Below are 14,167 nucleotides of genomic sequence, written 5' to 3' on the forward strand. Positions count from 1 at the left end.
GCGCACTCCTCGGCAATCCATGATCAAACCCCCTTTCGCCGCCAAGCGCGGATCGTCCCGGCAAGCTGGCAATGCTGTCTCCGGCCGCCGGAGCCTCCGTCCTTTCGCGAATGCCGCCTGCGCATGGCTGGCCACCATGACCGGTGCCCTCGCGGCAGGACCCGGCGAGTGGCTATCTTCCGGTCATCAAAAGGTTTCAGTGCCGGAGGAGATCGCGGCCCCTCCTCCAATCACCAAAATCTCCGCTGGGGGTTATCACACCGTGTTCCTCCGGCAGGACGGCAGCGTCATGGCCAGCGGTCGCAATGAATTCGACCAGACCACGGTGCCGGCGGAGGCGCAGGACGGTATCACCGCCATCGCCGCGGGCTGGCTCCACACGGTGGCGCTCAAGCAGAACGGCAGCGTCGTGGCTTGGGGCTGGAATGAATCGGGCCAGACCACCGTGCCAGTGGAGGCCCAAGAGGGCATCACCGCCATCGCCGCAGGGGGGTCCCATACCGTGGCGCTCAAGCAGAATGGCGGCGTCCTGGCCTGGGGCTTCGGTGGGACCGGCCAGACCACGGTGCCGGTAGCAGCCGAAGGCGGTGTCACCGCCATCGCCGCGGGTGAAACTTACACCATGGCCCTCAAGCAGGACGGCAGCGTCGTGGCCTGGGGTGCCAGTGGCAATGCAGAGACCTCGGTGCCGGCAGCCGCACAGGGTGGCATCATCGCCATTGCTGCGGGTACCGGTCATGCCGTGGCTCTCCAGGGGAGCGGCGGTGTCCTGACCTGGAGCATTTATGGCGGCGCACCGCCCGCAGTACCGGCAGAGGCCCAGAGCGGGATCATCGCCATCGCCGCCGGAAGCTATCACACGCTCGCCCTCAGGCAGGACGGCAGCGTCGTGGCCTGGGGTGACGATGAGCATGATCAGAGCACGGTGCCGGTAGCGGCGCAGAGCGGGGTCATCGCCATTACCGCCGGGAGTTATCACAGCGTGGCGCTCAAACAGGACGGTAGCGTCGTGGCCTGGGGCGACGGCTCCCATGGTCAGACCGTCCGCCCTGCGGCCATCCACAGCAGCGTCACCGCCATGACCGCGGGTGCTACCCACACCCTGGCCCTCAAGCGGGACGGCGGCGTATTGGCCTGGGGCTCGAACAACGGCGTGCCGGTCACGGTACCGGCGGAAGCGCAGGGCGGTGTCATCGCCATCGCCGCGGGGGCTGCCCACAGCCTGGCGCTCAAGCAAAATGGCAGTGTCGTGGCCTGGGGATACAATTCTAGCGGCCAGACCACGGTGCCGCCGGAGGCGGAGAGCGGCGTCATCGCCATCGCCGCCGGAGGTAGTCACAGCGTGGCGCTCAAGCAAAATGGCAGCGTGGTGGCTTGGGGTGCCAGCGATCACGGCCAGACCACCGTGCCGGTAGCGGCACAGAGCGATGTCATCGCCATCGCGGCAGGACCGAATTTCACCGTGGCCCTCACAAATGGCGGAGGTGTCGTGGCCTGGGGCGCGCCCTATCACGGCTTTGGCGGCATTATCCCGGGGCCGGTGGCAGCGCAGGGCGGTGTGACCGCCATCGCCGTGGGAGGCCTAACCATCATGGCGCTCAAGGATGACGGCAGCGTCTTGGCTTGGTACAGCCACGCGACGCACATCTCGCCCGCGGTGCCGGCGGCGGCAGGGAGCAGCGTCACCGCCATCGCCGCGGGTGCCAATCACATGGTCGCGCTCAAGCAGGACGGCAGCGTCCTGGCCTGGGGCCTCAATGACCACGACCAGATCACCGTGCCGGCGGCGGCGCTGACCGGTGTCAGCCAGATCGCCGCGGGCATGGCTTCCAACCAGACCTTCTACCGCAGCAACTCGCCGCTGGACCAGGATGAAGATGGTTTGGACGACGCCGCGGAAATCCAGTTGGCGGCGCTTGGCTTCAACCCCGCGCTGAGCCAGCCGGCGCTGGTCGCAGCCCTCTTCTCCGGTGCCGGCAGCGCGGGCCTCTACACGGCCTCCCAGGTCCAGGCGCTGCATCCCGGGAAGCCCCTGATTTCCCGCAACCCGGCGACCGGCAAGTTCAAGTTGACCCTGGACTGGAGGAAGTCCACGAACCTCACCACCTACGCCGATTTCCCAGCCGCACCGGGCGAGGTTTCGGTGAATGGCTTCGGGGATATCGAGTTCGAGTTCAGCGCTTCTGCTCCCGCCGCGTTCTTCCGGGTGGATGCGGAGTAAACAAATCATCCCGGTTCTCCTCCAAACCCATTCTCCCCGCACCCATGATCAGAACCCCTTTCTCCCTCAGGCGCGGCTTGACACGCCAAGCTGGCAAAGCCGTCCCCGCCCGCCGGACTTTCCCTCCGCGGAAGCTCCCTCACTTCGCCATCTGCGCCTTTGCGTGGCTCGCCGCCGCCACTGCCGGAACCGCTGCCCCAGGCACCGGCGATTGGGTCTATGCCGGCTATCAACATGCCCAGGTTCCGACCTCGATCACGACCTCCGCTGGCGTGGCTCAGATCAAGTCAGGCGGTACCCATGTGCTGATCCTCAAACAAGATGGTAGCATCACGGCTTCGGGATCGAACTACAGCGGCCAATGCGACGTGCCGGCCGAGGCGCGGACCGGGATTGTCGCCATTGCGGCGGGACTCGGCCACAGCGTGGCCCTCAAGCATAACGGAAAGGTCATCGCTTGGGGTTCCAATGCCGACGGACAGTCGACGGTGCCGGCGGCGGCAGAGAGTGGCGTCATCGCCATCGCTGCTGGATATTACCACACCGTGGCGGTCAAGCAGGACGGCAGTGTGATCGCTTGGGGTAAAAGCACTGTGGCCTGGGTACCGGCCGCCGCACAGACCGGCGTTGTCCGGGTCATCGCTGGCGAAGGGGGTACGATCGCCTTCAAACAGAATGGCAGTACCGTGAGTTGGAGCTACAACAACATGGGATACCCGACGCCGGTGGAGTCGATGAGTGGCATCGTCGCCGCTTCCTGGGGTATTTTGCACCAAGCCATCCTCGGGCAGGACGGCAGTGTCACGGTTTCAGGCACCTACGGCTACGGCAGTGGACAACTCATCATGGCCAACGCGCCACCAGAGGCCCAGAGCGGGGTCACCGCCATCGCCTCCGGCGGGCAGCACACCATGGCGCTGAAGCAGGACGGCAGCGTCATCACTTGGGGTTTTCCCGGAGCCTCAGTCCCGGCAGCGGCGCAAAGCGGGGTGATCGCCATCGCCGCGGTGGGTAACTCCTGCGCGGCGCTCAAACAGGATGGCAGCATCCTGACCTGGGGAAGTTCTCAGGGCGATTACGGGGCATTCACCGTGCCCGTGCCCCTTCAAAGCAGCGTCACCAGCATCGCCGCTGGCTGGACACACAGCCTGGCCCTCAAGCAGGATGGCAGCGTCACGGCATGGGGTAACACGTATTTGGGACTCAACGCGGTGCCGCCGGAGGCGCAGGGTAATGTCACCGCCATCGCCGCGGGTGAATATCACAGCCTGGTCCTCAAGCAGGGCGGCGCTGTGGTGGCCTGGGGGAAGAATGTCCAAGGACAGACCACGGTGCCCGTGGAGGCACAAAGCGCCGTGACCGCCATCGCCGCAGGCCATTACCACAGCCTGGCGCTGAAGCAGGACGGCAGCGTGGTGGCTTGGGGAAAGGCATCCAACGGCTCGGAGAACGTTCTGGTCACGGTGCCGGCGTCAGCGCAGAGCAACGTTGCCGCCATCGCTGCCGGTGGCACTCATTGCGTGGTCCTCAAGCAGGATGGCAGCGTCGTGGCCTGGTATGCCAACGCTCTTGCCGAGACGGTGCCTGCGGAGGCACAGAGCGGGGTCATCGCCATTGCCGCAGGCGGCGGCCATACCTTGGCTCTCAAGCAGAACGGCAGTGTCATCGCTTGGGGGCACAATGGATACGGCCAGACCGCGGTGCCGGTCGCGGCGCAGAGCGGCGTCATCGCCATCGCCGCAGGCACCCGGCACAGTGCGGCGCTCAAGCAGGACGGCAGCGTCGTGGTCTGGGGAGACAACGCCGAAGGCCAAACCGTGGTGCCCGGAGAGGCCCTCGCCGGCGTGGATAAGATCAGCGCCGGCGCCTACGCCAGGGCGAGCTTCTACCACTTGGGCTTGCCACCGATACCACCGCCGCCGGATCAGGATGGCGACGGCTTGAGCGACGCGGCGGAAACCCAACTGGCGGCACTCGGCTTTGACCCTCTGGTGAGTCAGCCAACACTGGTGAATGCCCTCTTCACCGGCGCCAACAGCGCGGGCCTCTACACGGCCTCCCAAGTCCAGGCGCTGCATCCCGGGAAGCCCCTGATTTCCCGCAACCCGGCGACCGGCAAGCTCAAGCTGACCCTGGACTGGAGGAAGTCCACGAACCTCACCACCTTCGCCGATTTCCCCGCCGCACCGGGCGAGGTTTCGGTGAATGGCTTCGGGGATATCGAGTTCGAGTTCAGCCGTCCCGATCCCGCGGCGTTCTTCCGGCTCGATGTGGACTGAACGAACCACCGGCCTGTCCGATCCGTCCGACCGCCCTAGGGGATCCGGACGGATCGGACAGGCAGAGGGCAGTGGTGAGGGAGAAAGAAACGTTTCCTCTTCTCCTACCCCTGTCCGATCCGTCTCACTCCCCTAGGGGGGTAGGACGGATCGGACAGGGCGCGGCCTCCCTTTGCGCTCGCCCCTGGGCCGGGTTCCGCCCACCTTCCGCGCCATCCATGGTTCCTGCCCTTGCTGTCGCCGCTACCCAAGTCGCCGCCCCGGGCATGAAGGGGGAGGATTGGGTGATCCTGGGGACCTATGTGGCGGCGGCGATCTTCTTCGCGGTGGTGGCGATCGTCCGCGGGCTGCGGAAGCGCGTGGGGCCGCCGCCCCTGCCGCCGGAGGCCCTAACGCCCGCGGCGGCCTTCGTGCCGGAAGGCAGCGGAATTTTCCGGTATTTCCGGGTTTCGACGGCGATCTACCGGAAGATCGACCTGCTCTACATCGGGCTGATTTTCCTGATCTTCGCGGGGCTGACGACTGGTGGCGCGGGGGGCGAGGAGGTGCCGGTGGATCAGAAGTTCAAGCCCGAGATCCTGGTGGTCTCGATCTTCTTCCAAGTGCTGCTGATGGGCATGGCCTGCGCCTTCGTGGCGCGGCGGATCCAGCAAGGGGAATGGCTGGGGCTGCGCTGGCGGCAGTGGTGGCTGGTCTTCGCGATCGCACCGGCGGCGGTGTTTTGCATGTGGTGCTTCATGGGCTTCCTGGCGATCTCGGGCTGGAACGGATGGCTGGAGAGGATGTTCGACATCGAGTCGATGCAGGAATCGGTGAAGCTGCTGAAGGAGGCGAAGGATCCGGTGGTGCTCATCCTGATGGGGGTGGCGGCGGTGATCGTGGCCCCGGTGGCGGAGGAGATCGTCTTCCGCGGCTATCTCTATCCCGCGGCGAAGCGCTTCTGCGGACCGGTCTGCGGGATCATCTTCGCCTCGATGGTGTTCGCGGCGGCGCATGCGAACGTGGTGGCGCTCCTGCCGCTGTTCATTCTGGCGGTGCTGCTGTGTCTGGTCTACGAGTTGACCGGATCGATCTGGGCGAACATCTCGGTGCATTTCCTGTTCAATGCGGCGACGGTGGCGATCCAGTTGCTGGTGCGATACGGGATCATCCCGACGCCCTGAATGATGAGATGAAATCGCTGCGCGAGCTGGGGGAAGATGCGTTGATCGCGCGGCTGCTGCGGGGATTCGGCGGCGGGAAGGATCTGGTGGTGGGACCGGGTGACGATTGCGCGGTGGTGGATCCGGGACGCGGGCGGCTGCGCCTGCTGAAGACGGACGCGATCGTGGAAGACGTGCATTTCCTGGCCGGGACGCCGCCGCAGAAGGTGGGCTGGAAGGCGGTGGCGCGGGTGCTGAGCGACTTCGCGGCGATGGGCGGAAAGCCGGAGCACCTGCTGGTGACGGTGGCGGTGGACGCGGAGCGACCGGTGGCGTGGCTGGACGGGCTCTACCGCGGGATCCGCAAGTGCCTGGAAAAGCACGGCGGGGTGCTGGCAGGGGGCGAGACCACGCGCCTGCCACAGGGAGCGCTGATCTCGGTGGCGGGCGAGGGCAGCGTGGCGCGGGACGAGGTGGTGCTGCGCTCGGGCGGCAAGCCGGAGGATCTGGTCCTGGTGACGGGCAGACTGGGCGGCTCGATCGCGGGAAAGCATCTCGACTTCACGCCGCGCCTGGCGGAGGCCGCGTGGCTGGCGAAGCATCTGCGCCCGAGCGCGATGATGGATCTGTCCGACGGGCTGGCGAAGGACTTGCCGCGGTTGGCGGCGGCGAGCAACTGCGGGCTTGAGCTGTCGGGAGAGATCCCGGCAACGGCGGGTTGCACCCGCGGGCAGGCCCTGGGAGACGGCGAGGACTATGAACTCCTGCTGACGGCGGAGCCGGCGCGATGGGAGAAAGCGGCGGGGGCCTGGCGGGAGGCATTTCCAAAACTGGAGATGACCGTGGTCGGCAGGCTAACGAAGGCGGGAGCGGGGGCCGTGCTGAAGGGCGGATGGGATCACTTCACCTGAAAAGGAGATTGGCGATTGGAGATTGAGCGATTGGGTTTTGATTTCCAGCCAATCGGGATCGTCCTTCTCGAAGGTGAACGGAGTCTCGTTCACAATCCCTTGGATTCCGGGTGCTTTCGCGCTCTCTGGGATTCCATTTTCCCACTTACGTTAAGTGGACTGGAGCCGACGCTCCCAAACTTGGGCGGCGCGGTGGAGTTCGGCGATCTTGGCGGCGGTGGCGAGGACCTTGGGATTTTGCTCCTCCTTGCGCAGATAGGCCGAATAGCTGAACGCGTCCGGCAGCGGGAATTCGGAGGTCTTCACGATGCCCAGACCGGCGCCGCCGATTTGCATGCGGAGATCGGCCTCACCGGGGAAGATGAGGATGCCGAGGCCGGTGAGGCAGGCATCGCGCGCCGCGAGTTCGTCATCGTAGGCGATGAGTTCGGGCGGGAGCATGCCGTAGGATCCGGAGCACCAGCGCTCGAGGAAAGGCAGGTAGCCGGGAATCAGGCGCTCGCTGGGAACCAGGAGGGTGGAGCGGAGGATTTCCAGGAACTTGAAGCGGGCGGGGTCGAAGTCGAAATAGACGCGGTTCCACGCGATGGTGGTGCCGCGCTGGCGCTCGAGTTCGACGCGCTGCAGCGAGGGGGCATTGCCCGCCTCGAGAAAGCTGCCGGTAACGACGAGGTCCACCTCATGAAGTTCAAGGGCCTCGACCCAAGGGCGGCATTTGCCGGCGCTTGCGAACTCAATGTCGAGAGAGGAATCCCCGCTCAAGGCGGTACTCATCGCGGTGCTGGCGAAGGAGTTATCGAGCATTACCCGGACCGTGCCCTTGGACTCGCGGACGTGGCGGGCCATGCGGATTCCAAGCCGCTGGTGCTCGCCGAGGATGTGGCGGGCAATGCCTAACAATTCCCTGCCCTCGCGGGTGGGAGTCAGGCTTTCCTGGCTGCGCAGGAAGAGCCGCAGGCCGGTGACCGACTCGAGCTTGGCGACGCGCTGGCTGACCGCCGGCTGGCTGATCCCCAGCCCGACGGCGGTTTCGGAAAAGCTGCCGCAGTCCGCCAGGAGGACGAAGGTTTCAAGACAGTGAAGGTCGGCATCCATCGGGGGGGGCGCTGAGTGTCCGGTCCATCTGGCGGGCGATGGAGGGGAGAAATTCATAGGGGTGCTGCTTGAGGTAAGTCGCGCAGAGCGGGAAGCCGGGGACGGACTCCAGAGGGACGAAAGAAACCTGCGGCAGGCGGGTGAAGGACGCGGGCTGAACGCAGACGATGGCCTCCCGGGTATTGCCCTCGGCCTGCTCTTCCGCCCAGCGCAGGAAATGATTCTGGGAGCAGAGGCGGCCATTGCCGGCACCGGAGGCCTCGATCTTCTTGAGCGTGTCGAGGGCGATGGCGGTCTTGGCGAAGGCGGCGAGGGACCAATCCAAGTCCGCCAGCTCGGTGGGGCTGAGGGCTTGGCCGTCCTCCCGGGGCCGGGTGCTGGCGACGTCGAATTTCAGCGGCGGGAGGTCCTGGGACTCGAAGCGGCGGCCCGGGGTGCCATCGACGGCGAAAAGCATGTCGCAAGCGCCGGCTTCCAGAGCGCTGCGGCCATCGTCCTCGCCGACCTCGACGAAGGAGACGCGGAAGCGGTCGTCGCGGCGCAGGGCATTGAACATGCGGCCGAAATGGCGGGTGTTGAAGACATTGCGGTCGGCACCCAGACGCAAGGTGCGGCCTTGGTCGTGCATGCGCTGGACCGAGTTCTCGAAGCGGCGGATCTCCGCCAGCAAAGGGCTCATCTCGCGATCGAGCAGCTTGGCAGCGGCGGTGGGGAGAACTTCGCCGGACTCGCCGGAGACGAAGAGATGATCGCCCAGTTGTTCCTCAAGGCTCTGCCAGATACGGCGAACGTTCGAGGGACTGGTACGGAGTTCGAGGGAAGCGCGGGAGACGGAACCTTCAGCCATGAGAGTGGTGAAAGCCCGGAGATGTAAGGGGTCAAAGTGCATGGTGGGAGACGCACGGGGGACTGGGGCAATGATTTAATTAGTATCCATTAATGGATGGCAGGTCAATGAAAGTCAGGGGTCGTTATAAAAAGAATTTTGTGCGGGACTCTTTTTTCACGCGTGGAGATGCGTGAAAGACAAGGAGAACCCTTAGGATCTCTTAGTTATTTCAAAAAGTCAAACTTAGAAGAGATTTTTAGGGAGCTGTAAGGGAAATTACGCACGGGTATGTAGGGTTTAGCCTTGGGTCCGGGCATTTCAGCGGCGCAAAGGCGGGCCTTCCCCTTTGACAATCCCAAGGGGCGCTACCACGCTCCGCGCGAACTTCCGAAGTACTCCCAATCATGGCCTACGATCTCATCGTCATCGGCGGCGGCCCGGCCGGCTACGTCGCCGCAATCCGCGCTGCCCAACTCGGCAAAAAAGTCGCCTGTGTGGAGGCGGACCGCGCGGGCGGCACCTGCTTGAACTGGGGCTGTATCCCGACCAAGGCGCTGCTCAAGAATGCGGAACTCTTCCATACGCTGAGCCACCGGGCGAAGGAGTTCGGGATCTCTTTCGACAATCTGCAGTACGACTGGTCGGCGGTGATCGGGCGCTCGCGCAAGGTTTCCGACCGCTTGGCAGGGGGCATCGAGTTTCTCTTCAAGAAGAACAAGGTCGACTACATCCGCGGCTTGGGCGCGATCACCGCGCCGGGCAAGGTGGAAGTCACCGCCGCCGACGGCTCGAAGAGCGCGGCAGAGGCGAAGCACATCATCATCGCGACCGGTGCCAAGACCCGTCCGCTGCCGCCGCTGCCCTTCAACGGCACGAACGTGATCGGCTCCAAGGAGGCGATGGTGCTCGAGAAGCAGCCGAAGAGCATGATCATCATCGGCGCGGGCGCGATCGGCGTGGAATTCGCCTACATCTACAATGCCTACGGCACCAAGGTGACGGTGGTCGAGATGCTGCCGCGGATGGTCCCGGTGGAGGATGACGAGATCGGCGACGCGCTGGAGAAGTCCTTCACCAAGCAGGGCATCCGCTGCCTGGTGAACACCAAGATTACCAAGACCGAGAACAAGGGCTCATCCGTGGAAGTGACGGTCGAAGGCCCGAAGGAAAACGGCGTGCTGACCGCGGATGTGGTGCTGGTGGCGATTGGCGTGATGCCGGTGCTCCCCGGTGGCACACAGCCGGAGCTGACCGACCGCGGCTTCGTGAAGGTGGGCGACCGCTACGAAACTTCGATCCCCGGGGTGTATGCCATCGGCGACGTCAGCGGCCCGCCGCTGCTGGCGCACACGGCGTCCTTCGAGGCGATGCAGTGCGTGGAGGGCCTGTATGTGGAAGGCCACGTGCCGCGCAAGGTGACGGTGTTTCCGGGCTGCACCTACTGCCACCCGCAGGTCGCTTCCGTCGGCAAGACCGAGCGGCAGCTCAAGGAAGAGGGCATCGACTACAAGGTCGGCAAGATTCCCTTCGTGGCGATCGGCAAGGCGATCGCTTCGGGCGAGCCGGACGGCTTCGCGAAGCTGATCTACGGCAAGAAGCATGGGGAACTGCTGGGTGCTCACATCATCGGCGAGAATGCCACCGAGCTGATCGCGGAGATGGGTCTGGCGATGGACCAGGAGCTGACGGCGGATGAGATCCACGCAACGATCCACGCGCATCCGACGATGAGCGAGGTGATCCACGAGGCGACCTTGGCCGCGGACGGTCACGCGATTCACTTCTGAGCTGAGCGATCCCACTAGGATTTTTCAGAGCGCCGCTGGTTTCGACCGGCGGCGCTTTTTTTGCGGCTCAAAAGTGGGAATCCGGATTTTGAACAGGAGGAAGGCAGGAGGGAACGGAGGAAAGACAGGGATCCCAATGGAATGAACCGTGGATTTCGCGGATGAAGGTGGGGATTTTTGGACGAGGATGGATGGATGGGATGGATGGGATTTAGAAAAGCCTCTCCGTCGGAGTCGTGGCGGTCCCTCCCTGTGCTGCGAACAGGATCGGGGCTGTGCCTTCGAGGGGGATCAGGGGGAGGTGGATTCGATGCGGCGATCTCCGGGGGGACCCGCTGGAAAGCGGCGATGCCCGCCGCACTCCAAAGCGGCTGCGCCGCAAAGGGGGCGGACGTATCCTGATCACCCGACGGAGAGTCGTTTTTTGCGGGCGGTGGGATTGCATTCCCCTGCCCTTTCCGCTGATTTTCCTGCAGCCATGCAGTCGTCGTCGTTGTCCCTGATCGAGTCCTACTATGCCGCTTTCAACTCGGGCGACCGGGAGACCCTGCTGGCGATGCTGGATGAGAGCGTGAACCACGAGATCAACGAGAGCGGTGTGGAGACAGGACGGGAGGCTTTCAGGGCTTTCCTGCAGCGGATGGACCGCTGCTATCGCGAGACGGTGGAGGAGCTGGTGGTGTTCGCGGATGGGAGCGGCACGCGGGCGGCGGCGGAGTTTTTCATCCGCGGGCAGTATCTGGCGACGGACGAGGGCTTGCCGGCGGCGAAGGGTCAGGAATACCGGCTGCGGGTGGGGGCGTTTTTCGAGATCGCTGGCGGGAAGGTCACGCGGGTGACGAATTACTATAATCTTAGTAATTGGTTGGCGCAGGTGGGTCGGTGATCGCCGATTTCCCGGATTGATAGGACTCCATAGGACTTCCCGCAATCATCACGGATTGGACGGATTTGAACGGATTTACGGATTCGGGAGGGATGAAGATTCCCATTGCTGCCACTGGTGAACTCCGGTCCGTGAAATCCGTGATCACTTGCGCCACGGGGTCAAAGCGTCACCTCATTTCTTGGATTGTATGAGAGAGACGGCGGATGTGCCGCTGCCGGAGGAGAACTCACGTGGCGAGGTAGGCGAGGGTGATGGCCCAATACGGAAGCGCCAAAAGGAGCGTCGTGGAATCGGGCGGATGTTCCGATGCGGCCGGCGGCTCTTCTTTCAAATCACTTCGTCCTCCTTCCAACCCCACTCCTTCAGGATCTCTTCGGTCTGGACGAGCCGCCCCTTGACCATCTCCTTCCTCCACTCCGGCCATTGCTTTTGGACAGTGCGGAAGAGCTTCAAGGCCCTCACCATCTTCTCTTGCGCTTCATCTGCCACCCCTTCCTTCCGGAGTTTCTCCGCGTCCCTGCTCAGCGACCACGCTTGGAAGTAGGTATCAGCGGGATCGGGAGCCTTTTTCTCCGGTGTGGGGTTCGGCTTCGGGTTCGGCTCGTCTGCGGCCTGCCCAAGGCTGACGAGGGGCAATAGGGCGGTGAGCAGGATGAGGATCCACTTCATGACAGGTCGCTTGTGCCATCCGGGGTGCTGTCATGGCAAGATGAGAAACCAAAGCCGACAGCAGCGGTGCGAGGTGCTTCATGGCGGCAGCGGGCTTTGCCCGTTACCCCCATTGTGCCGATCTGACGCGCCAGCGCCCGGGACCGCGGGGGTTGTTACCTCAAGCGCGCTGGACACGTCGGGGCCCGCTTGGGGGAAGCCATGGGTTTGGTGCCTGCCTTTCCGTGCCCATGGCAGTTGGGGACCATTCTGCGGGCCGGTGGCTCCGCGCTCCCAGAGGTGGAGCCGTCCGTGAAGCATCACGGAAATGTGGGGTGACGCTGCCGCGGTCCACGGTCGCTATGCGACTCCCGCTCCGAGCCCTTCCGGGCGGATATGGACCTGAAGTCCGCGAGTCACTTCTCCCCTGCCGTTTCCACTGTCCGCGTCCCCTTCTCCAGCCAGACCGCCAGAACTGCGACATCCGCAGGAGTGATCCCGGAGATCCGGCCGGCCTGCCCTAGGGTGGCGGGGCGGATGCGGGCGAAGTTGACTTGGGCCTCCTTTTTCAGGCCGCGGATGGAGGTGTAATCGAGGGTGGCGGGGATGCGCTTATCCTCGTGGCGGGCCATGCGGTCGACTTGGACCTGCTGGCGGTTGAGGTGGCCTTCGTATTTCAGTTCGGTCTCGATGAGGGGCCAGAGTTCCACGTGGAACTTTTCGCGGAGCTCGTCTGGTAGGAGATCGGAGGTATTTTCGCTGCGACGGAACCAGTGATCGAGTTTCACGCCCTCGTGGACGGTCTGGCGGGACCAGCGGAGCGCTTCGGCGAGCTGGGTCAGCTTGTCCTGCACCCGTCGGACGCGCTCGCCGCTGGCCAGGCCGGTCTCGGCAGCGAGGGGAGTGAGGCGGAGGTCGCAGTTGTCTTGGCGCAGCAGCAGGCGGAACTCGGCGCGGGAGGTGAACATGCGGTAGGGCTCGGTGCAGCCCTTGGTCACCAGGTCATCGATCAAGACGCCGAGGTAGGCCTGATCCCGGCGGAGGACGAAGGGCCCCTTCCCTGCCGCCTTGAGGGCGGCATTGGCACCGGCGAGGAGGCCTTGGCCGGCGGCCTCCTCGTAACCCGAGGTGCCATTGATCTGGCCCGCGAAGTAGAGGCCGGAGACGGCTTTGGTCTCGAGGGTGGGATGAAGCTGGGTTGGCGGGCAGTAGTCGTACTCCACGGCGTAGCCCGGGCGCAGGATCTCGCACTTCTCCAGCCCGGGGATGGTCCGCAGGAAGGCGAGCTGGACCTCGTAGGGCAGGGAGGTGGAGACACCGTTCACGTAGAACTCGCGGGTGTGGCGGCCCTCCGGCTCCAGGAAGACCTGATGGCGCTCCTTCTCGGCGAAGCGGACCACCTTGTCCTCGATGGAGGGGCAGTAGCGCGGGCCCACGCCCTCGATCACCCCGCAATACATCGGGGATTGGTCGAGATTCCCGCGGATGATGTCGTGGGTGGCCGGATTGGTGTAGGTGACCCAGCAGGGCATTTGTTCCACGTGGAACGAGGGATCTCCCCAAGGATTCAAGGTGAAGATGTCATCATCCCCGCGCTGCAGGGTATCGGCGAGGTAGGAAAAAAGCGGGGCGGGGGTGTCGCCGTCCTGCCGCTCGCACACCGAGAAATCGAGGGAGCGGGCGTTCAGGCGGCAGGGAGTGCCGGTCTTAAAACGTTCCACGTGGAACCCGAGGCGCTTGAGGGAGTCCGAGACCGTAGAAGTGGCGTCGCCCATGCGACCACCCTTCTCGTTCTTGAGGCCGACGTGCATCAGGCCGCGCATGAAGGTGCCCGCGGAGAGGATGACGGAGGCGGCTTGGATCTCCATGCCGAGCGAGGTGGAGATTCCCCGGATCTGGTCGTCTTCCACGAGGATCTCGGCGACGTTTCCTTGGTGGAGTTCGATGCCGGGGGTGGACTCCAGCAGCCACTTCATGCGGAACTGGTAGGCCTTCTTGTCGCACTGGGCGCGGGGGGCGCGGACCGAGGGGCCCTTGGAGGCGTTCAGCATCCGGAACTGGATGCCGGTGGCGTCGGTATTCAGGCCCATGGCGCCGCCGAGAGCGTCGATCTCGCGGACCATATGGCCCTTGGCGAGGCCGCCGATGGCCGGGTTGCAGGACATCTGGCCGATGGTATCCAGATTTTGGGTAAGTACGGCCACTTCCGCTCCCAGCCGGGCGGCGGCGAGGGCGGCTTCCACGCCGGCGTGGCCGGCTCCGATGACGAGGACGTCGTAGCGCTTTGGATAGCGGAACATGCGAGGGCGGCGAACCTATCCTGCTCCCCGGTGGAGAACAAGGGTGGTGAATGCGTTCCACGTGGA

The 14,167-nt window shown here is 64.6% G+C and carries 10 protein-coding genes; 6 read left to right on the forward strand and 4 right to left on the reverse strand.

The features are described 5' to 3' along the window. Positions 1 to 19 precede the first annotated feature (19 nt). The 4 genes from ABWK72_RS15925 (at position 20) to ABWK72_RS15940 (ending at position 6,553) form a co-directional block, all read left to right on the forward strand. On the forward strand, positions 20 to 2,221 hold the full coding sequence (locus ABWK72_RS15925; protein ID WP_367870559.1) for a hypothetical protein: 2,202 nt from the start codon (positions 20 to 22) through the stop codon (positions 2,219 to 2,221). A gap of 44 nt (positions 2,222 to 2,265) precedes the next feature. Further along, positions 2,266 to 4,500: an RCC1 domain-containing protein gene (locus ABWK72_RS15930; RefSeq protein ID WP_367870560.1), complete on the forward strand. Its 2,235-nt coding sequence runs from the start codon at positions 2,266 to 2,268 to the stop codon at positions 4,498 to 4,500. 218 nt (positions 4,501 to 4,718) lie between these two features. Beyond that, on the forward strand, positions 4,719 to 5,663 hold the full coding sequence (locus tag ABWK72_RS15935; RefSeq protein WP_367870561.1) for a lysostaphin resistance A-like protein: 945 nt from the start codon (positions 4,719 to 4,721) through the stop codon (positions 5,661 to 5,663). A gap of 8 nt (positions 5,664 to 5,671) precedes the next feature. Next, a complete protein-coding gene (locus ABWK72_RS15940; RefSeq protein ID WP_367870562.1) occupies positions 5,672 to 6,553 on the forward strand; it encodes a thiamine-monophosphate kinase in 882 nt (293 codons plus the stop codon). A gap of 150 nt (positions 6,554 to 6,703) precedes the next feature. Here the strand turns inward: ABWK72_RS15940 and ABWK72_RS15945 are convergent, their stop codons facing one another. Together ABWK72_RS15945 and ABWK72_RS15950 are read right to left on the reverse strand one after the other, a co-directional pair. Next, the gene (locus ABWK72_RS15945) at positions 6,704 to 7,648 is read right to left on the reverse strand and encodes a LysR family transcriptional regulator (protein WP_367870563.1); all 945 of its coding nucleotides are present in this window, start codon (positions 7,646 to 7,648) and stop codon (positions 6,704 to 6,706) included. Then, positions 7,623 to 8,537, reverse strand: a complete 915-nt coding sequence (locus ABWK72_RS15950) for a LysR family transcriptional regulator (protein ID WP_367870564.1) — start codon at positions 8,535 to 8,537, stop codon at positions 7,623 to 7,625. The genes ABWK72_RS15945 and ABWK72_RS15950 overlap by 26 nt, the downstream gene beginning before the upstream one ends. A 344-nt stretch (positions 8,538 to 8,881) precedes the next feature. Between ABWK72_RS15950 and lpdA the strand changes: the two genes are divergently transcribed. Together lpdA and ABWK72_RS15960 are read left to right on the forward strand one after the other, a co-directional pair. Then, entirely contained in the window at positions 8,882 to 10,264 is a 1,383-nt protein-coding gene (gene lpdA / locus ABWK72_RS15955; RefSeq protein WP_367870565.1) for a dihydrolipoyl dehydrogenase, read from the forward strand. A gap of 478 nt (positions 10,265 to 10,742) precedes the next feature. After that, positions 10,743 to 11,150, forward strand: a complete 408-nt coding sequence (locus ABWK72_RS15960; protein ID WP_367870566.1) for a ketosteroid isomerase-related protein — start codon at positions 10,743 to 10,745, stop codon at positions 11,148 to 11,150. Positions 11,151 to 11,480: 330 nt separating this feature from the next. Here ABWK72_RS15960 and ABWK72_RS15965 read toward each other — a convergent pair whose 3' ends face one another. Together ABWK72_RS15965 and mnmG are read right to left on the reverse strand one after the other, a co-directional pair. Then, positions 11,481 to 11,822: a hypothetical protein gene (locus ABWK72_RS15965; RefSeq protein ID WP_367870567.1), complete on the reverse strand. Its 342-nt coding sequence runs from the start codon at positions 11,820 to 11,822 to the stop codon at positions 11,481 to 11,483. A 395-nt stretch (positions 11,823 to 12,217) separates the two neighbouring features. After that, on the reverse strand, positions 12,218 to 14,101 hold the full coding sequence (gene mnmG / locus ABWK72_RS15970; protein WP_367870568.1) for a tRNA uridine-5-carboxymethylaminomethyl(34) synthesis enzyme MnmG: 1,884 nt from the start codon (positions 14,099 to 14,101) through the stop codon (positions 12,218 to 12,220). Positions 14,102 to 14,167: the final 66 nt, after the last annotated feature.

The organism is Luteolibacter sp. Populi (assembly GCF_040801775.1).
Lineage (GTDB): Bacteria > Verrucomicrobiota > Verrucomicrobiia > Verrucomicrobiales > Akkermansiaceae > Haloferula.